Here is a 20,814-nt window from a genome sequence, read left to right as displayed (position 1 = left end):
AGGATTACTATAATGTTTACAAGTAAAGTTTATAAAAAAAGCCCAGTTTCAATTCAAAATATTTTATTGAGTACGCGTGCATTAGTAAGAAAAAAGCTTAGAGAAAACAATAAATGTGAACAATATACTCAAGAACTAATTGCCCATGAGTATGACTCTGAGCTTTTAGGTAAATACCATGATAAAACGCTGAATAAAACTATTAAGCAAGCACGAAATACCGTTGAATATTATAAAAGTTATGACCTTAATTTAAAAACGTTTCCTTTTATTGATAAGTTGGAAGTGAATAGCAATAAGGATAAGTTTTTATCGTCCAAAAAGTCAGGCGCGGTTATTAAAGGTGCAACAAGTGGCACAACAGGCGCGCCCTTAGTTATTCCACAAGATATGCAATCAGTCATAACTGAGCAAGCTTTTATTAATAGAGGTTTAGCTTGGGCTGGATTTAAAGAGGGTGATAAGCGAGCATGGATCAGGGGTGATATGATTGTACCACTCGAACAAAAAAAGGCGCCATTTTGGCGTTACTCCTATTTCGAAAATATGATTATGCTTTCGTCCTTTCATATGGCGCCTGCTAACTTGCAATCATACATAGATACAATGGTTAGTTTTGGTGTGCAAGTTATTCAAGCCTACCCCTCTTCTATAGCCACGTTGGCTAAATACTTAGAAGTGAATAATCAATATTATCCAGGAGACTTAAAGTCGATTGTTACCTCATCAGAGTCTTTATCAAAAGAAGACAAGCACCTAATCGAAACACGTTTTAAATGCACTGTTTTTGATTGGTATGGGTTATTTGAGCGTGTAGCTGCCATTGCCAGTTGTGAGCATGGGCGATATCACATATTAACAGACTACGCTCATGTAGAATTATTGCCTGCAGGGAAAACTGAGTCAGGTCAGCAACTTGCTGAAATTGTAGGTACTAACTTTAATAATTCACTTTACCCATTAATACGTTATAAAACAGGCGACCATGTTGTATTGTCTGATGAGCCAAACTGCCCATGTGGTCGTGTGTTTCCAATTGTTGATTCTATAGAGGGTAGAACAGGAGATTACTTAATTGCTGAGGATGGGCAAAAAGTACATATACTAAACCATATCCCTAAAGGTGTTGTTGGTTTAATTGCCTCACAGTTTATTCAAGATAAGAAAAATGAAATTACAATTTTGGTGGTTACAGACAAAAATAAATTTAATACCGAGCAATGCTCAATTTTAACTAAAAATGCTAAAGAAAGGCTTGGTGAATCTATTTCATTTAAAATTCAAGAGGTTAATAATATACCAAGAACGAAAAATGGAAAAATACGACAAGCAATCTGTTCATTATAATAGGGATAATCATGAACCTAATTTATTACACAAAGCACAAAGTTTTAGATCACATCCGTTTTTATTATCATTATTTAACAAATGATCGTATGAAGCAGCATTTTAAACGTTTTAAAACAGCATTAAATAAAAAGCCTGACTCTGTTATAAAAAATGAGTTAAAACAATTAAAAGAGTACTGGGGTTATATACCAACCCAATATTATACTCATGATTTTTACTCTCTAGATTGTCATTTAACTTTAGATGAGATGAAAAAATATATACCTTCATATTATTTTTATAAAGTGATTTTCCCCCAATACGATGATGTAAAGGCGGTAATTCCCCTCATCGAAAACAAAATTTCAATGAATAAATTGTTCAATAATATTGGCTTGCAACAGTCAAATATTGTAGTGGTAAAAAGTGATGACAAGCTGACTTCATTTACAAATGACGAACTAACTTCAGAAAAAATTGAACAAATGTTTAATACTTTGACTTGTAAAAAATTGTTTATTAAGCCGGTTATGGGAAGAGGTGGCAAAGGAATAATTATTGCGAAACGTACAAGTGAAGGTTATGAATATAACAATAAAAAGATAACTTATAATTATTTGCAGGCCTTAAGTGGCGACTATGTAGTCGAAGCAGCAATAGAGCAGCATCCTTATTTAAACTCAGTTTATTCTCATAGCGTAAATACTTTAAGGGCAATTACCGTCAGAAATGATGATGGCAGTGTTGATTTTATTGCCGCTACTTTAAGAATGGGCACAGCAGGGAGAGAAATAGATAATAGCTCTGCAGGTGGGCTGTTGATCGGAATTGATTTAAATACGGGCAAAGGACTCAGGCCTTTTGCCACTCATGAGTTTGGTATTGAGAGATATGACAAACACCCCGATACTGACTTTGACTTTTCTCATTTACAAATACCTAACTGGGAAGTTGTTAAGCAACAAATTTTGATTTCAGCACAAAAGTTAACTCAGTTAAATCTTGTTGGTTGGGATATTGCTGTAACAAATCAAGGCGTAACTGTAATTGAAGCAAATACTCTTTTTAGTATTGATTTACCACAAGCTGGATTTAAAGGCATAAAAGATCTATTTCTAATAGGTGATCCAAAGTGTTTGAAAAACATTCACAATTTCAAAGGTAAGTAGAATGAAGCAAAAAGTATTAGTCATAAGTGTTAGTTGTAAAGGGCTGGGCGGAGTAGCCTCGGTTGTTAGTACGTTTATGAATAATGATTTTTTAAACTCAAAATATAATATAAATTATTTTTATACAAATAAGCCTGGCAATAAATTTAAAAAGCTTTTTAGTACACTGAGTGCTTTTGTTTTATTCCCTTTTTTACTTATTTTTAATAATTACGAAGTGGCACATATTCATGGGGGGAGTGTACTTCGTAAAAGCTATTATGCGCTTTGGTTGAAGTTATTTGGAATACCAATAATTTATCAAAACCATGCAGCAAATTTAGATTCATTTTATACGAATGCAGTGGGCGTAAAAAAAGCATACATAAGTTATATTTTTAGTCTTTATGATCTGAGATTATGTTTAGGGAGTTATTGGGAAAATACCTTAAATAAAGTTATGGATAAAAAATGGGATGTACTATATAACCCTGTTCCCGAGTTACATTTAAATAATACGGCTCACGATACATGTAATTTTACGTTTATGGGCGAGCTTAGTGAGCGAAAAGGCATTAAAGACTTAATCCATGCTTTTGCAAAATCTGAAAACAAAAATGCACGTTTACTTGTAGCAGGGAATGGCGATGTTGACAGTTTAGCCACACTATGTAGTGGGCTTGGTATTTCAGAGAAAGTAGAGTTTTTAGGTTGGATAAACAAAGAACAAAAACTTGATTTGCTGGCTCGAACTGATGTTGTTGTGCTGCCAAGTTATGCTGAGGGGTTACCAATGAGTATTCTTGAGGCTATGTCTGTTGGTTTACCTGTTATAACAACTCCCGTAGGTGCAGTAGAAGATGCCATTACACATAATGAACATGGTTTGTTAGTAAATCAAGGCAATGTTGCTCAAATTTCTAGTGCCTTAAGTGAGCTTGCCCAGAGTTCAGATAAACGAACTCAATTAGGTGAGGCTGCAAAAGTTAAATTTTTAAAGTGCTTTAAGGATGATGTTGTGGCTAAAACCTTATCAGATTATTATCAGCAACTAATTACTAAGGCCGAAAAATGAGCAGTCAGCTTGATCTAATAACAAGGAAAATGTTTAACAAAGCAAAAAGTAATAGTTATGCAGGCCAAGATCCGTTTGATGGGCTCAATAGTAAGTTATTTGAATTATTTCCAAGGTTTAAGCAAGGCATTGTAGGGCTTGCTTGGATTCAGCTTCATAAACGTTTAGCAATAAACTTGCGGCCATTATGTGCCGTGCCCAAAAAGCGCAACCCTAAGGGTATTGGTTTATTTATTTTAGGTTTATTGGAAGACTATAAAGCAACCAATGACCAAATATATTTAGATGAAGCGATAAAGCTAGCAGATTGGTTATTGACCCAGCAAAGTGATAAATCTATTTGGCAGCATAGTTGTTGGGGTTATCATTTTGACTGGAATGCACGCGCTTTTTTTGTTCCTAAAGGTAAGCCAAACGTAATTACTACTATTTATGTTGCTCAGGCTTTATATGCGTTAAGTGAAATCACCAAAGACAAAAAATACTCAGAACCTGCAATTGATAGTGCGCATTTTATTGTAAAAACATTATATAAAGAATGTGATGGTAGGCAGTTTTTTGGTTACATACCGGGTGAAACTGCATTTGTACATAATGCCAGTCTTTGGGGCGCTGCATGGGTTGCAAAAGTTGCTGTATTAACTAATAACCAACATTACAAACAGCTTGCTTTAAATGCAGCAAGGCAGTCTGTAAGTGAACAGGGAGTCGATGGCTCATGGGTATATGGTGCTCGCCATCATCATCAGTTTATAGATGGCTTTCATACCGGTTATAACCTAGAAGCGCTACGCTTATTGAGTGATGAGTTGCAAATTGATGAGTTTGAATCGTCAATTGCAAAAGGTCTTACTTATTATAAAACACATTTGTTTGAGCAAGATGGCACCGCAAAATATTACAATAATAATCGCTACCCACTCGATATGCACAGTGTATCGCAAGCTGTTTTTACGTTATTAAAAGTAGGTAAAACGCCAGATGACTTTATAATGGCCGAAAAAGTAATAAACCGCGCTATTCAAACCTTATATATGCCTAAAAAGCAGCGTTTTATTTATCAAAAAAATAAGTATTTTACCAATAAGGTCGACTATGTACGTTGGACACAAGCATGGGTATATTATTCGTTTGCTTATTTTAATCGACAAAAAGTGAACAGCGCTAAAAATGCAGCTATTGAACAACCTAAAAAACGGACTCAACAATGAAACGTATTGAATTTTTAAAAGCACCCATGGATATTGCCACCATGCAAGAGACGGTGACTTTTATTGAAAGTAGAATTGAGCAAAAGCAATTTTTACAGCATGTTGTGGTTAATGTAGCCAAAATAGTTAATATGCAAAAAGATCCTGTTTTAGCTGAGTCGGTTAAAGCGTGTGAGGTAATTAATATTGATGGTATGGGTGTAGTATTCGGTGCGCGTTTTTTAGGGCACGATGTGCCAGAGCGTGTAGCAGGAGTTGACTTATTTCATGAATTATTAGCCATGAGTGCCAAGCGAGACTTTTCTGTGTTTTTGCTAGGTGCCACCGATGAGGTAGTTAGCAAAACAGTAAGTAAAGTTAAAGCACAGAACCCAAATTTAAACATAGCAGGTTATAACGATGGCTACTTTTGGGATGATGAAGAGGCCGTGGTCACTAAAATACGCGAGTCAGGCGCTAAGTTATTATTTGTTGCGATTACCTCGCCTAAAAAAGAAAACTTTATTAATAAATGGCAAGACAAGCTTGGTGTTGACTTTGTAATGGGTGTTGGCGGTACGTTCGATGTTGTAGCAGGTAACGTAAAGCGTGCACCGCAGTGGATGCAAAAGGTCGGTTTGGAGTGGCTATATAGAGTAATTCAAGAGCCAGGCAGAATGTGGAAGCGATATTTAAAAACAAATACTAAATTTTTAATGCTATTGCTAACTGAGAAATTTAAATAAGGAAGTTGATATGTTGAGTGCTATAAATAAAAGTAGGCTTGGTAATTTATACAATGATGTTATTTTTAAAATGTTTCGTGATAGCCAAAGGAAACCTTTTTTTAAGCAGCTTAAAGAGCTCTTCCTATTAGGAAGAGCTATAAAGTATTGGCCTAATAATTACTTTAAATACGATGGTTACAAAAAAGATAAAAGTTTGGAAGACACTAAGTTATATGTCACAGGTGTTCTTTTTGGCGATTTCAGAAAGCAATATTTGAATGATAGTAGATATGCGGTGTTTGCAGATGATAAATTTTTATTCCATAAATTGATGGCCGATGCCGCAATACCGACTGCAAAGTTAATTAATGTTATTTCATTCAATCCAATGAAGCAGAGCGCAAATGGTTTGAATGAAGAGCGCGCAGAATTAATTCTGGATTCTATAACTGCTGACTCGATTGTAATTAAGCCAGTAATCGACTCTATACAAGGTGATGGAGTTCATGTCATTAATGTATGCCATGATGAACCTAAAAAGTTTGAAGTATCAGGAGTTTTCTATAACTCAGAAGAGTTACTTAATAAGTTATTTACTGGTAAGCAATTTAATCGTAAATACTTAATTGAGGAAACAATACAACAAAGTACATTTGCTGCAGAATTATATCCTGACTCTGTAAATACCGTCAGAATTGATTCCTTACTTTCTCAAACCGGCGAAGTTTTTATTAATTCAGCTTTTCTAAGGCTAGGTAAGGGCGGGAGAAAAGTCGATAACTGGTCAGGTGATACAGGTGGTATTGGCGTTAAAATTGATATCGGAAGTGGTGCCTTGAGTTCGGAGGGAATTGACTATTCTAAAAACTTATATTCAAAACACCCTGATACCTGCGTATCTTTTTCTGGATTAATTGTTCCTCAATGGGAAGAGGTCATTAGTATCGTGAAAAAGGCTGCTATTCAATTTCCACAACTTAAATCTCTTGGGTGGGATATTGCGTTAACTGATAACGGCCCTCTTATATTAGAAGTAAATGCAGACTATGGGATTTTATCTATGCAAACTTGCTCGCAAGCTTTAGGGGCGAATAAATTATTTTATAATGAACTCGTAAATTATGCTAAAGATACGCCCTATTCAAAGTACTTTGCAGTGCGCCCTAGCTAAGTTTGATTTCGCTTAAGTAGAAGTTGGTTCTTATATATTTGTGTTAGTTCGCTGTTTACATTAATAAGCGAAAATTTAAAAAAGGAAGTTGGTATGTTTAATGTTATTAATAAAGATAGGGTGACTTATCTCTATAACGAATTTGTTGTAAAAATGCTTCGTGACCAAGATAGAAAGCCATTGATACAGCAAATTAAAGAACTTTACTTACTAACAAGGGCAATAAAGTTTTGGCCGCATAATTACTTTAAATACGATGGTTACAAAAAAAATAAAAGCTTAGACGAAGTCAAGCTATACGCAACAGGTTTGCTTTTTGCTCAATTTAGACAAGATTGTATAAACGATAGTAGATATACAGTGTTTGCAGACGATAAATTTTTATTTCATAAATTGATGGCCGATGCCGGTATACCGACCGCAAAATTAATTAATGTTATTTCGTACAATGTTTTTACAAATGAGTATAAAGGGCTGAATAGCGTTAATGCTGAAGTTATACTAAATAACATTTCAGCTGAGGCTATAGTGATTAAGCCAGTAATCGATTCGCAACAGGGGGCTGGTGTAAATGTAATAAATGTAAACTCACATGCTGGCAAAAAGTTTGAAGTGTCAGGTGAGAGCTATAACTCAACAGAGTTACTTAAAAAACTATTTACTGAATATTCTGGCAGCTATTTAATTGAAGAAAAAATACAACAGCATTCATTTAATCACCGCTTATATCCTGAAGCTGTAAATACAATTAGAGTAGATTCACTGCTTGCAAAATCTGGCGAAGTGATTATAAATTCAGCTTATTTACGAGTCGGAAGAAATGGCCGAAAGGTTGATAATTGGTCTGGTAAACAAGGCGGAATAGGTATTAATGTTAATATTAGAAATGGTGCATTAAGCTCGCAAGGTATCGACTACTCTAAAAATTTATATACTGAACACCCTGATACCCATGTGTCTTTTTCTGGCCTTGTAGTTCCTTACTGGGAAGAGATTATCAATATAGTCAAAGACGCAGCTTTGCAGTTTCCAAATGTAAGATCATTAGGTTGGGATATTGTTTTAACCGAAAATGGACCTCTAATTCTAGAGGTTAATGGTGATTACGATATTTTGGCGCAGCAAACTTGTACGCAGGCCTTTGGAGAAAATAAAAAATTTTACGAAGAGTTAATTAGGTATGCAAAAGATACAAAATACTTTAAAAACTTTGTAAATTAGTAGTCAGAATACTTCTAGAGCTTTTGCTAATCCAAAGTTTACTGTTTTTCGTTTTAATGTAAGCTAATCTCACGCTTCGAAGCTATATCGTCAAAAACATAAAGGGCTAGGCAGTTTCTTGCTAGGGTAGCTTTATGGCGAATGGCTTCATTTCCCGCTTTATTTTAAAAGAAACCTACAAAGGCTAATATTTTTACTAACTTTTTTAGAAATACCTCTATTATTTTGCAGATGAAATTCTATACGTAACTTAGAGCCGATGATTAATTTAGAATGCTGCTAAGCAATTTCTCCTTTTTTCCAATTTCGTCATGCTTCACATCAGAACATTTAAAAACTAGCTAGCAAAAGCTTCTAGCCTTTGATTGTGATAGTTAACATTTGATTTACATTTACTCGTTAATTAATCTTTCTTTTATGTTTTTTTTCGTTGTAAGTTATTGATTTTTATTTCACCTCTTAATTTTTACTATATAAATTGGTACTTTCGTAGTGTTTTTGTTCCTTTTTAAGTTGTTTGTATATATAATGCTCAGACAAAATTAACAAAGCTGTTGTTTTGTTAAATTAATAATATTAATTGGTGCCTACTCAGCACTTTCATTTTTTGAGGGATAAAATGACAAACTCTTTACTTAAATTTAAGAAATTAAGTGCTGTAATTGCACTTACTTTAGCCAGCTCATCAACTCTGGCTGCTGACCTAGGTGTAGCCAATGATTTTTCTGCTTTTGTTTTTAACGATTTTAAATCAAATTTTGGCCGTGCTGACGGCGCAATAGCCGCCGGTGAAATAGACCTTAAAGGTTACAGTGTAGGCTACAGGCGCCCGTCAAACCCAAGCGAATATTACCTAATTAGTGATTCAAGCATCGACTTTAAATATGGTCGCCAATACGTAGGTAGCATCATTGCTACTGGTGGTACAGATGTTAACTGGGCTGTACGTTGGGGTATGGAGCGAGGCTCTGAAATTTTATCTAATCAAGAACAATCGGCATTACCATTTAATTTTGATGAGCAAGAACAATATTACAAAGATTTAAGCGCTGAGTTAGGTAAGCTTGATGCTACAGGAACAGTACAAAGCAAATGGGGCGGGCTTTACTTACAAGGTGATGGCAGTTCTAATACACAAGTATTTAATTTAGATGCTCGCCAATTTGCAAAAGCGCATACTTTTAAAGTGTGGGGAATACCAAGCGATGCGACTGTAATTTTTAATATTACAGGTGATGATAACGTAGTTGTTAAAGGTAAAAGCTTTGCATGGTTACGTGCCCATGCAACTAAAACAGTATTTAACTTTACTAATGCCCAAAAGCTAGACATTAAAGGTAACCGCTGGGAAGGTGTTGTATTAGCCCCATATGCTGATATTAGAGGTGTTTATGGTACAGCAAAAATGCCAATTATTGGCCAAAGTTTTTATGGCTCAATGGCATTACTAGGTGGCGAATTTAATGGCGAACTACCATCTAAAGCCCAACCTATAGCTCCGTTTGAAATGACACAAAAGTGGCATTGGAATTCAAGCAACTTTATGCCTGAATACAACCAAGTAATGGCAACGCCAGTTGTTGTACAGCTAAATGACGATAATGGCGATAGTGTTATTGATAATAATGATATTGCTGATGTTGTGGTGGTTAGCTTTAGAAAAGGTAGTTTTAATAATGGGGTGGTGAGAGCCTTAAGTGGTATTGATGGCAGTGAACTTTGGGATTATTCTCAAGGGGCTATTATGGCTGATGCGTCATACTCAGTTGCCGCAGCAGATTTAAACAATGATGGTATAGTTGAAATTGTTGCTTCAAGTAGGTTTGAAGATTTTGTATCTGTTATAGATAATAATGGTGTGACAATAAAACAAATAGCTAAAGTTAATTCTGGCTGGAAAACTGCCAGTAATATTGCTATTGCTGATATCAACAATGATGGTTCTTTAGAGTTTACTCTTGGTGATGCTGTTTATAATTATGAAACTGGCTCATTATATAATGTTAATTGGTCACCAACATATACAATTTTTGATTCAAATAATGATGATGTTCAGGAAATTTTAAGTAGAGGTCAATTGTTAGATAGTAATGGCGCTAATCTTTGGTCATATACAGGAGAGAGTGACGTATGGTTCTCCTCTATAGCTGATATAGACAACGATCAAAAGCCTGAAATTATTTTATCTATGCCGTCAGGACCAACATCAACTACAAGCCGCATTGTGGCACTTGAAGAAGACGGTAACGTTAAATGGGAAGTTGATACTGCTTCATCTCCAGGTGGTGGCGCTCAGGCAATATCGAACTTTTTAGGCGCTAACAGTATTGGAATCGTACATGCAGGTTATTCTTCAGTGACTATGTATGATGAATATGGCCAGCTGGTATGGTCTGTTCCTAATAGTGATGAATGGAGTGGTAAATTAGGTATTAGTGCTTATGATTTTAACGGTGATGGTATTGATGAAGTAATCGTACAGGACAACTTAACCGTTAGAGTTTTAAATGGCGTTAATGGTGAAGTGCTATCGCTAGTTAATAACTCAACTGGTTCTTTGTGGGAGTACCCAATTGTGGTTGACTTAGCTGGCGATAATAATGCCGAGCTGATTACTGTTTCTAACAATTACGATAGTCGTTATAGCATTAATAATGGTGTTACAGTTTATGGTGCTGCTGATAACAGCAAGCCTTGGAAAAATGCAACCCGCATTTGGAACCAACACTCGTATCACCAAACAAATATTAATCAAAATGGTACAGTACCAACTGTAGAATTACCAAGTTGGTTAAATAATAATACTTATCGCTCTAGTACGCTTAAATAAAAAGTACTTTTAGCCAATAAAAAGCCAATTATTTATAATTGGCTTTTTATTATTGGGTAGTTGTTTAAAATAACTGAAAATTTATTATTCACGCTTTATTTGAGGCTTTTTTGTCAAACTTACAGAATGATCCCGCTATTAGAAGCTTGCTAGAGCGAATGCCTAAAAACATTCAAACGACCTTTACCGATGAACAGTTAACGCATTTAAAAATAGCCATTGGTGCTAGGCAGTGGGGTAACCATGCTGTTGACTTTAGAGGCGTAGTTAAGCTTTTTAAATACCGTTATTATTACGTATTTTTAGCAGGGCGAAATAGGCGTGAATTAAGCGCAAAAGAGCAAAAAATCGCAAGGTTTACTCAGGCATTTATTTTAAGCATTGGGGTTACTTTTATTATTTTATTTACATTACTAGTTTTATATTTAATTAAGTCGGCATTGGGAATTGATATTTTTGAAGGGTATTCGTTTGGGGTTTGGAGTTGGTTTAAAGGCTTGTTTAGCTAAAGATAGCTTTTATATTTAAGTTTATAAAAATGTTGCAATAAACGTTGATAGCATTTAAATGTTTATTGCCATAAAAATTAGTACTTTTGTCGTGAACTGTAATTGAACAAAAATGGCTAATACTATATTATCCCCCCGTGGAATATGTGGGGTTAACCCAATAAGAATTAGCTACAAGGAATTAAGCAAAATGACATCTCCAAGGACTTTTAAACCTTCTGGTTCCTCTGATGCCAATTTTTACCGATTATTTGATATATTTGCGTTGTTTTTAGCCTTTCAGTGCGCTGCTTTAGTTTATAACTTTAAACTCACCCCTATCTATGTTGTATCTGCACTAACCGTTGCACTTAGCTATTTGTATAGTGCCGAGCTATTTTCTACTTATCGCTCTTGGCGTGCAGGTAAATTTAGAACAATGGTATTGTGTGCATGGGGCAGTGTTTTAATTGCCTTTGCGTTTTTGCTGGTTGTTTCTTTTATTTTTAAATTTACCGAATCGCTCTCTCGCGTAGGAATAGCTATTTGGTTCATGCTTAGTGTTTCGTATTTATATATTTGGCGTTTAGGTGTTTATTTGTATAAACGTAGCCGCCGTAAATTAGGGCTGTCGCAACGCAATGTGGCTATTATTGGTGCTACAGAGTCTGCTGCTTATTTACATGCTGAAATAGTTAAGCACGATGAGCTAGGATTCAATTTTAAAGGCTTTTACGACGACAGAAGCCCTGAACGTTTGTTTGAACAACTTGAACAGCAGGGTGTTGAAGGGCGCATTCAAAGTGCAGTGGATGCAGCGCGTAATGGCGAAATAGACATACTTTACATTGCACTCCCTATGAAAGCGCAAAAACGAATAGCTGATATTTTATTACAGTTAGGCGATACCACCGTTGACGTGCATATAGTACCAGACTTTTTATTGTCGAACTTGATACACGCTCGCATTGAACATGTAGGTGCTGTGGATACACTAAGCGTGTTTGAAGCACCATGTATTGGTACTCACGAATTTATAAAGCGAACAGAAGATATAGTGGTTTCCACCTTTATTGTTGCTTTAATCACTCCTGTATTATTAACGATTGCTGCCGCAATCAAGCTGACATCTAAAGGGCCCATAATATTTAAGCAAGATCGCTATGGCTTAGATGGGCAAAAAATAAAAGTCTGGAAGTTTCGCTCGATGACGGTAACCGAAAACAGCGATGTGGTGACTCAGGCAACCAAAAATGATGCCCGCATTACCCCACTAGGTGGCTTTTTACGCCGTACTAGCCTTGACGAACTGCCGCAGTTTATAAATGTTTTAAAAGGCGATATGTCTATTGTTGGCCCTCGGCCCCATGCGGTTGCGCATAACGAAGAGTACCGAAAAAAAGTAGAATTTTACATGTTTAGGCATAAAACCAAACCGGGTATTACGGGTTGGGCACAAATTAACGGCTGGCGCGGCGAAACTGACACCCTCGATAAAATGGCTAAGCGAGTTGAATACGACCTACATTACATTAAACATTGGTCTTTATGGTTTGATGTAAAAATAATTTTTATGACAATTTTTAAGGGATTTAAAAGTGAAAATGCGTACTAATACAATTACCACTTTACTTGTTGCGTTAGGCTTAAGTGCACCTGCATTAGCAGCAGAATTACAACCTGGCAGTGTAATGACTAAGGACGGCGCTGAAGTTACACCTACATTACAACTAGGCGTGAGCAGCAACGACAACTTTTTTATGACTCCTTCGGCCACTCAGTCACGTTTAATATGGAACATAGCGCCGAGTTTAAATGCCTTAATTGAAGATGGCCCTGATAGCTATAAGTTTGATATTGCATCAAGCACGTCGTTTCATAATAAAGACACCACCGATAACTTTACCCAAGTAAATGTGGGTGCGGGTGTGCACAAAGAGTTTACTAGCCAACACCGCCTAGATGTTACTGGTGATGCCGACTGGTTGTACGAGCCACGTGGTGCGGGTTTAACCGAAGGTCAAGGTAATGTTGTTGATGAGCTCGTTCATTACCAGCAACAAAACCTAACAGCTCGCTATGAGTACGGCGCTATTAGCTCTAAAGCAATGGTTGCTTTAACAGCAGGTTATTATAACAAAAATTATCAAAATTTTACGGCCATATCGCAGTTTCGTGATTACGACAAGCCTATGCTAGGTATTACAGGTTATTATAATACCCAAGCCGGTACGCGTGCTTTTTTAGAAGTTAAGCAAGAAAATTACCAATACGATGTAATTGATTCAAACGGTATAACCCGTGACTCAGACGATGTTAAAGTGTTGCTGGGTATGGAGTGGGAAGCCACAGCCGTTACTTCTGGTTCTTTTAAAGTGGGTTACCAAAATAAAGATTTTGAGTCGAACCTGCGCGATAACTTTAGTGGTTTAAGTTGGGAAGCTGCTGCTGTTTGGAAGCCGCTTTCTTATTCATCACTTCAATTGGTTACTAGCCGTGCAGCCAAAGATCCCTTAGTGCAAGGCGATTACATTCGCGAGAGTGTTTACGGTGCAACGTGGCAGCATGATTGGAGCGAATACTTAAGCTCGGTAGTAAGTGCTAATTACGTTGACCAACAGTACTCTGGTAATTTTAACCGTAAAGATAAAGTTAAAAATGCCCGCTTAGGCTTAAATTATTTAGCCAGTAATTTTGGTATGGTAACAGGCTATGTTGAATTTATTGACCGTAACTCAACTCAAACTAATATTGAATTTGACCGCGTAATTGTTGGCCTTAACTTTACATTTGCATTAAAGGGAAATGAATGAAGGTTAAAATTTTAATAGGCTTAATGTTGTTACTGAGCTTTTGTAGTTTTGCGAACGATTCGCAAAACTACATTTTAGGTGCGGGCGACAAAATAGAAATAAAAGTATTTGGCCAGCCCGATTTAGATGTAACTTCATTGCTTGGTAATAGCGGTGAGATAAACTACCCATTTTTAGGTAAGGTTAAACTAGTTGGTTTAAGTGTTTCGCAAGTTGAGCAAACAATAAGCGAAGGTTTACAGCCAGATTATTTAGTTAACCCTAATGTGTATGCGCAAGTTATAGAATACCGACCTTTTTATATACATGGTGAAGTTAAAGAGCCAGGTGCTTACCCTTACCAGCCTGCTATGACAGTAAATCAAGCAATAGCATTAGCCGGTGGGTTAACCGAGCGCGCCTCAGTTGATAAAATATTTATTTTTAAAGAGCAAACCAAACAGCAGCAACAAAAAGGTAGTTTAAATAGCCAAATTGCAGCGGGTGACACCATAAAAATAGAACAGCGCTTGTTTTAAGCAGTTTAAGGCAGTAATTAAAAAATGAATACACACTCTGAAAAACCTAGCAACAACGAGGACGTTATTGATTTAGGTGCTTATCTTAATATTATTAAGCAAAGTAAATGGAAAATTTTAGGTTTTGCTATTGTAGTGACATTACTCACTGTAATGGTTGCGTTAACCTTAGTGCCTAAGTATGTAGCCACAGCAACTTTATTGATTGAGTCGGAGCAAACCAAAGCGGTCAGCTTTGATGAAATTTATGGCTTAGATTCTACTAAAAAAGAATATTACTTAACTCAATTTGAAGTGATTAAGTCAAACAGTATTGCTCGTGAGGTAATTACTAAACTCAACCTAAAAGAGCATACCGACTTTATTGCTAAACCTTCACTTACAGGTGAGTTAAAAGGCATGGTTAAGCAGCTGTTACCTTTTTTAAATAAAAAAGAAAGCTCAGCCCTTAGCGAAGAAGAACAAGCAGAGCGAGAAATGTTAGGTTTGCTTGCTGCATTCAAATCGCGTTTGAGTGTCTCTCCTATAATGAAAACGCAATTAGTGCGTGTAAGTTTTGAGTCGAGCGATCCGAAGTTGGCTGCGTTAGTGGCTAATACGGTAGGCGAAGTTTACATAGAAAGCCAAATGCGCGCTAAAATGGGTATTACTCAGCAGGCATCAAGCTGGTTAAATACGCGTTTATCTGAATTACGTATACAACTAGATAGCTCTGAAGTGCGTTTACAAGCCTATCGAGAAGCACAAAAACTGGTTGATATAGAAGGTATAGCAGGGCTGGTTACCCAAGAGCTTGAGCAAACCTCAAAACAGCTAGTAGATGCGCGTGCGACTAAAAATAACCTTGAAAGCATTAACCGTGTAATTAACGAATATGGTAACGACAACATAGAGCTATTGGGCAGTATGCCTGAGATTACTTCACACCGTGTAGTACAAGATGTTAAACGCGAGGTGGTACTCGTTGAGCGTAAAGTCAGTGAGCTTAGTGAGGTTTACGGCCCTAAACATCCTAAAATGATCTCAGCTAAAGCTGAGCTTGCAACCGTAAAAACTAACCTTAATAAGCAAATTAAAGGTTTAATTACCGGTATAGAAAAAGAGCTTAACAGAACTACACGAACAGTGAATGCACTTGAGCGCGATTTAGCTAAAATTCGTGCTGAATATCAAGATATTACCCGCAAAGAAACACAATATAATCAGTTAAAGCGTGAAGTTGAGACAAATCGTAATATTTTTAATACCTTTTTATCTCGCTCTAAAGAAACGGAAGTAACCAGTGACTTTAGCTCTGCAGCTGCACGCTTTACTGACCGTGCTTTTGCACCAAATGAACCGAGCAAGCCTAACAAAAAGTTAATTGTTATTTTAGCCTTTGTAGCCAGTTTTGGTTTTGCAGTGGTAATGACTTTTGTTTTTGATGCCTTAAACGACACAGTTAAAAATAAAAATGACGTCGAAAATAAACTCGCACAGCGCATGTTAGGATTATTGCCTCACGTTGCTGTTCCTAAAAAGAGCTTTTTTCCGATTCATGCTTATTTGGAGGATACATACCGCCGCTTTGCTGAGTCGGTACGTACCTTCCGAACTAGTTTATTGCTCACTCACCTTGACAGAGCGCATCAGGTTATTGCGGTTACCTCTACTGCCCCAGGAGAAGGTAAAACCACCACCTCTGCCAATTTAGCGATGTCGTTGGCACAAATGGGCAAGGTATTACTGATTGATGCCGATTTACGTAAACCAACATTAGCTAAACGTTTTGATATACCGGTATTTCACCCAGGTTTAAGTAATTTAATGATTGGTACAGATCAATTAGCTGATTGTGTGCACCTTGATACTCAATCGGGTGTAGCAATTATGCCAAGCGGGCAAATACCGTCTAATCCACTTGAGCTTTTATCAAACCCACGTTTTGCCGAATTACTTGGCGAGTTAAAAGCGCAGTACGATCATATTATTGTGGATACACCGCCCACACAAGCGGTAAGTGATGCATTAGTAATTGCGCAAAGTGTTGACTCGGTTGTTTATGTTGTTAAGTCAGACATAACCCGTATTAAACCAATTACAGCTGGCCTTGAGCGTTTATTTGAAGTAAAAGCCCATGTTGCTGGTGTGGTACTTAACAAGGTAGATATGAGTAAGTCTAAAGATGAGCATAGTCATGGCTACTATGATTATTACGATTACTCACAGCAACCTGAAAAGCCACAAGCGTAATTAAGTAATTTATGATTGATATTCATACGCATATTTTGCCGGGTATTGATGATGGCGCTAAAGATTTAACTGAATCTTTAGCGCTTTTAAAATTGGCTGAAAACGACGGCATTACTCATATGGTGGCAACGCCACATATACATATGGGTCGCTTTAACAATGCGACTAACCAAATACAAAACGATTTAGAAAGTTTAAAGTTAGAGGCGCATAAAGAAGGCATTAATGTTAAATTAGCGGCCGCTGCTGAAGTACGTTTAGACATAGAGCTTATGGCAATGGTGATGGCTAATAAACTGCCTTTTATTGGTAAAATAGCAGACAAAAACGTGTTGCTATTAGAGTTACCGCATTCACACATGCCGCAAGGTTACGATAAGTTTATTCAGTGGCTCGCTAAACAAAATATACGCGTTATTATTCCCCACCCTGAGCGTAATCGCGATATTCAGTCTAATCTTTATTATATTCAACACTTAAACCAATTAGGTTGCGACTTTCAATTAACAGCATCGAGTATTGAAGGGGAGTGGGGCGAAAGCGCTCAAGCAATATCGTTGCAAATGTTAAAAGATGGTTTTGTGAACTATGTTGCCTCTGATGCGCATTCAGTAAAGCGCCGACCGCCTATTTTAAGCCAAGCTAGAAAAACAGTAGCGCAGTTAATAGGTGAAGAGCAGGCAACAGCACTTTTTGTAACTAACCCGCTGCAATTAACCGAGAGCTTATTTAATGACTAAATTAAACATGGTCAAGGTAGTGCCTGCTGTTATTTTAGCTCTAATAGTGCTTGTAATTGCATATAGCAGCATGCAAAGTATGCGCGCTAATGCATGGTACTTTCATGCACTTAATATTGTGCAAGAGTCGGATGGTGCTTTATCTGGTTCATCGCTTCAAGCTGCAGAAAATGCGATTACGTTAGCTACGAATTTGGATCCCGAGCATCCTCATTATTGGCATTTTTTAGCCCATATAAAATTACTAAGCCTCAGTGGTGTTGATACCACATCAAGTGAGCAATCAGATAAAGTTAAGCAAACATATCAACAAGCTGAGCAGGCGTTATTAAAGTCGGTTGAGCTTAGAGAAACTTGGGCGCAAACGTGGATGAGTTTGGCGCAGGTTGTAAGTTATCAAGAGGGGCCAACAGAGCGGGTATACAATTATATTCAACAAGCCAAAAAAGTTGGCCCGTATAAGTTAGATATTCATTTAGGTATTATTCAAATTGCGTTAATGCACTGGAGTGAACTACCACCCACCTACAAAGCCCTTTATGTGAACGAGCTTAAATTAGCCTCTAAATATGGTTATAAATTTAATAAAATTTTTAGTATGGCTGAGCAAATGAATCGTTTGCCAATAGTGTGTTTATCGCTGCAATTTGGTTCTCATTATGAGGCTATTAGAAACAGTTGGATGTTTAATAAATACTGTGGTTAAAATGCAAGCCACGGGTTACGGGCTTCGAGCTACGAGATATGGGCTGCGAGGTGCGTGCTAAGGTCTCAGATCTTAGGGTTGCTTGTAGACGCATAGCTTGCTTGCGTAAGAAGCGCAGCTTCTATTTTTATCTTCTAAATGCTAAGTGTCTATAACTTCTTTTTTTTAAATAATTCACCAAGACCAAATTGCACTGAGAGAAGCGAATGAGAAGTAAATGAGAAAACACTAACGACTAGGTCTAGTTATTAATTAAAATATTCTGTATTTGTCACTATCTCTAAAAGCGCAGCGTTTCTTAATCCTCCTTGCTCATGATTTGCTTAGATTTAATTGCACTGAGAGAAGCGAATGAGAAGTAAATGAGAAACCAAAGCCATTAACCTAAGTAACCTGAACTCCGGATAATAAATCCATCTCAAGCAGCTATTTTCAGCGCTAACTGCGTTGAATTTATTTGCAATAGGCGAGCTATTGACGCGTAATTTCGCCTTGTTTTCACTAAAAATCTCTAGCTAGAGAAAAATAAGCACAAATATTTTTTTGATTCAATATGTTAGTAAATCTCTTAACCAGAGTTCAGGTTAAGTACTAATTATTTTGTCGCTACCTCTAAAAGCGCAGCGTCTCTTAGCCCTCTTTGTGTATGATTTACTTAGATTTAATTGCAATGAGAGAAGGGAATGAGTAGTAAATGAGAAACCAAAGCCCTAATCCAATTGAATAATTATTTTGTCACTACCTCTAAAAGCGCAGCGCCTCTTAATCCTCTTTGTGCATCTTCACTTAAGAGAATATTAACTATCAAGTTGATTGAAAAATCATAAATTAAAGCGCTTGATACCATCAACCAACTTTAGTGTATTAAAATTAATTAGTAAGCCCGTATTTATATTTGATAGCTTCATATATGTAATCAACTGCGCTGAGTGAATAGGTTGTAGTTTATCAACGGCCTTCAGTTCAATTATTAATTCATTTGGTAATAAAATGTCCAATTTATAGCCTGTTGCAATATATTGTTCCTTGTAAATTATTGGTAGTTCAACTTGATTTTTAATAAATAACCCAGCCTGACATAACTCATACATTAAACAAGATTCATAGCTTGACTCCAATAAGCCAGGGCCTAAGGTTTTGTGTACCTCTATAGCGCAGCCAATAACTATTTGTGTTAACTCGTCAATGTGCATGATTATCCTTATTCAATGGTAACTTTAAGAATTAGATTTTTTATTTCTGCTTGTATTGATTTAGACTGATTATAGTTTAGTAAAGTAATTTATCCTGTAGTGGTACAGTGATTTTGGCCACCCATTAAGAAAGAAATGTTATGCTAATAAGCATACAAATTTGGGTGAAAAAATGACGAAATTAAAACGCGCAACATACTCTGCGGCAATCAAATTAGAAACGGCTCAGCTTGTGGTGGACCAAGGTTATACACAAGAAGATGCAGCCAAGGCTATGGGGGTGGGTAAATCAACTGTAAGTAAGTGGGTAACTCAATTAAAGCAAGAGCGGAATGGCCAGACACCCACCGCCTCACCAATGACACCCGAACAAATTGAAATTCGTGAACTTAAAAAGCAAATTCAACGCATTGAATTAGAAAAGGATATATTAAAAAAGGCTACCGCTCTCTTGATGTCCGACTCCCTGAACAATTCTCGTTAATTGAGAAACTAAATCAACGAGAGCGTTACCCAATTAGCGTGCTGTGTAACGTATTCAATGTGCATCGGAGCAGCTATAAATATTGGGCTATACGGGATACAACGCCGACGCCAGAGCAAGTAAGGCTAGAGGCTGAAGTTAAAGCAATACATGCAATGAGCGGCGGCTCAGCTGGGGCGCGGACAATCGCGGCAATAGCAACGAATAACGGTTTTGAATTAAGCCGTTATCGCGCCGCTAAGCTCATGATTAAACTAAAACTAGAGAGCTGCCAAGTACCACAGCATCAATATAAAAGGGGTGGTAATGAGCATCTTGAAATCCCAAACCTGCTAGATAGACAGTTTGATGTTGTTGAGCCAGATACCGTATGGTGCGGTGATGTGACGTATATTTGGACAGGCAATCGCTGGGCCTATTTAGCCGTCGTTATTGATTTATTTGCACGCAAAGTAGTTGGTTGGGCGATGTCATTGTCACCAGATACTAATTTAACATTAAAAGCGCTTGAACTCGCGTATGAAAGCAGAGGGAAACCGTCAGGACTGATGTTTCATTCAGACCAAGGTAGTCATTATACAAGTTTGAAATATCGCCAACGTTTATGGCGCTATAAAATCAAACAAAGTATGAGTAGGCGCGGAAATTGTTGGGATAATGCGCCAATGGAACGATTTTTTAGAAGCTTTAAGACGGAATGGATGCCAAAAGTTGGATATGAAAACTTTAGAGACGCTAAATATAGTGTGAGTGATTATATCAACGGATATTACAATAATGTTAGACCACATCATTATAATGCTGGTTTAGCGCCGAATGAATCTGAGATTAGATATCAAGATTCTAAAACTGTGGCCAAAATTAGTTGACCACTACAGAAACTAAGAGAAGGGAATGAGGAACAAATGAGAAGGCCAAAAAGATGTTAGGGATACAGCTCGTAACCCG

17 protein-coding genes are annotated in these 20,814 nt (G+C 36.9%); 16 read left to right on the top strand and 1 reads right to left on the bottom strand.

Features of this window, described 5'->3' with window-relative positions:
• The first annotated feature begins 12 nt into the window (after window positions 1-12).
• The 15 genes from ACTRWE_RS15305 (at window position 13) to ACTRWE_RS15235 (ending at window position 18,189) form a co-directional block, all read left to right on the top strand.
• Window positions 13-1,347 (top strand): phenylacetate--CoA ligase family protein, encoded by a 1,335-nt coding sequence (locus tag ACTRWE_RS15305; protein WP_462880278.1) that lies wholly within the window; start codon window positions 13-15, stop codon window positions 1,345-1,347.
• Between the two features lie 11 nt (window positions 1,348-1,358).
• Window positions 1,359-2,498 (top strand): sugar-transfer associated ATP-grasp domain-containing protein, encoded by a 1,140-nt coding sequence (locus tag ACTRWE_RS15300; protein ID WP_138686776.1) that lies wholly within the window; start codon window positions 1,359-1,361, stop codon window positions 2,496-2,498.
• Between the two features lies 1 nt (window position 2,499).
• A complete protein-coding gene (locus ACTRWE_RS15295; protein ID WP_462880277.1) occupies window positions 2,500-3,552 on the top strand; it encodes a glycosyltransferase family 4 protein in 1,053 nt (350 codons plus the stop codon).
• A 29-nt stretch (window positions 3,553-3,581) separates the two neighbouring features.
• Window positions 3,582-4,763: a glycoside hydrolase family protein gene (locus ACTRWE_RS15290; protein WP_462880276.1), complete on the top strand. Its 1,182-nt coding sequence runs from the start codon at window positions 3,582-3,584 to the stop codon at window positions 4,761-4,763.
• Window positions 4,760-5,488, top strand: a complete 729-nt coding sequence (locus ACTRWE_RS15285) for a WecB/TagA/CpsF family glycosyltransferase (protein WP_462880275.1) — start codon at window positions 4,760-4,762, stop codon at window positions 5,486-5,488. The genes ACTRWE_RS15290 and ACTRWE_RS15285 overlap by 4 nt, the downstream gene beginning before the upstream one ends.
• Window positions 5,489-5,498: 10 nt before the next feature.
• Window positions 5,499-6,641, top strand: coding sequence for a sugar-transfer associated ATP-grasp domain-containing protein (locus ACTRWE_RS15280; protein WP_462880274.1), 1,143 nt, complete (start codon window positions 5,499-5,501; stop codon window positions 6,639-6,641).
• 93 nt (window positions 6,642-6,734) lie between these two features.
• The gene (locus tag ACTRWE_RS15275; protein ID WP_462880273.1) at window positions 6,735-7,862 is read left to right on the top strand and encodes a sugar-transfer associated ATP-grasp domain-containing protein; all 1,128 of its coding nucleotides are present in this window, start codon (window positions 6,735-6,737) and stop codon (window positions 7,860-7,862) included.
• Window positions 7,863-8,481: 619 nt separating this feature from the next.
• The gene (locus tag ACTRWE_RS15270; RefSeq protein WP_462880272.1) at window positions 8,482-10,692 is read left to right on the top strand and encodes a choice-of-anchor A family protein; all 2,211 of its coding nucleotides are present in this window, start codon (window positions 8,482-8,484) and stop codon (window positions 10,690-10,692) included.
• A 110-nt stretch (window positions 10,693-10,802) separates the two neighbouring features.
• Window positions 10,803-11,201: a 3-phosphoshikimate 1-carboxyvinyltransferase gene (locus ACTRWE_RS15265; protein ID WP_462880271.1), complete on the top strand. Its 399-nt coding sequence runs from the start codon at window positions 10,803-10,805 to the stop codon at window positions 11,199-11,201.
• A gap of 190 nt (window positions 11,202-11,391) precedes the next feature.
• Window positions 11,392-12,795 (top strand): undecaprenyl-phosphate glucose phosphotransferase, encoded by a 1,404-nt coding sequence (locus tag ACTRWE_RS15260; RefSeq protein WP_462880270.1) that lies wholly within the window; start codon window positions 11,392-11,394, stop codon window positions 12,793-12,795.
• Window positions 12,779-13,993, top strand: coding sequence for an outer membrane beta-barrel protein (locus tag ACTRWE_RS15255; RefSeq protein WP_462880269.1), 1,215 nt, complete (start codon window positions 12,779-12,781; stop codon window positions 13,991-13,993). The genes ACTRWE_RS15260 and ACTRWE_RS15255 overlap by 17 nt, the downstream gene beginning before the upstream one ends.
• Window positions 13,990-14,511: a polysaccharide biosynthesis/export family protein gene (locus ACTRWE_RS15250; protein ID WP_462880268.1), complete on the top strand. Its 522-nt coding sequence runs from the start codon at window positions 13,990-13,992 to the stop codon at window positions 14,509-14,511. Before ACTRWE_RS15255 ends, ACTRWE_RS15250 begins: the two co-directional genes overlap by 4 nt.
• Before the next feature lie 24 nt (window positions 14,512-14,535).
• On the top strand, window positions 14,536-16,743 hold the full coding sequence (locus ACTRWE_RS15245) for a GumC family protein (RefSeq protein WP_462880267.1): 2,208 nt from the start codon (window positions 14,536-14,538) through the stop codon (window positions 16,741-16,743).
• Between the two features lie 11 nt (window positions 16,744-16,754).
• Window positions 16,755-17,483: a tyrosine-protein phosphatase gene (locus tag ACTRWE_RS15240; protein ID WP_462880266.1), complete on the top strand. Its 729-nt coding sequence runs from the start codon at window positions 16,755-16,757 to the stop codon at window positions 17,481-17,483.
• Window positions 17,476-18,189 carry a VpsP family polysaccharide biosynthesis protein gene (locus tag ACTRWE_RS15235; protein WP_462880265.1) on the top strand — a complete coding sequence of 238 codons (714 nt, stop codon included), beginning with the start codon at window positions 17,476-17,478 and terminating at the stop codon, window positions 18,187-18,189. Before ACTRWE_RS15240 ends, ACTRWE_RS15235 begins: the two co-directional genes overlap by 8 nt.
• 821 nt (window positions 18,190-19,010) lie before the next feature.
• Here the strand turns inward: ACTRWE_RS15235 and ACTRWE_RS15230 are convergent.
• A complete protein-coding gene (locus tag ACTRWE_RS15230; protein WP_138570616.1) occupies window positions 19,011-19,382 on the bottom strand; it encodes a GxxExxY protein in 372 nt (123 codons plus the stop codon).
• 172 nt (window positions 19,383-19,554) lie between these two features.
• Here ACTRWE_RS15230 and ACTRWE_RS15225 point away from each other — a divergent pair.
• Window positions 19,555-20,735 (top strand): IS3 family transposase gene (locus tag ACTRWE_RS15225; RefSeq protein ID WP_290191860.1). Its coding sequence is split into 2 segments (ribosomal slippage): window positions 19,555-19,813 and window positions 19,813-20,735, totalling 1,182 coding nucleotides; the frame shifts between segments, so codons are not numbered across the junction.
• Window positions 20,736-20,814: the final 79 nt, after the last annotated feature.

It is taken from the genome of Pseudoalteromonas sp. G5_S1_54_S4, assembly GCF_054968565.1.
Note: the sequence above shows the minus strand (reverse complement) of the source record. Positions and strands in the feature narration are given on the sequence as shown.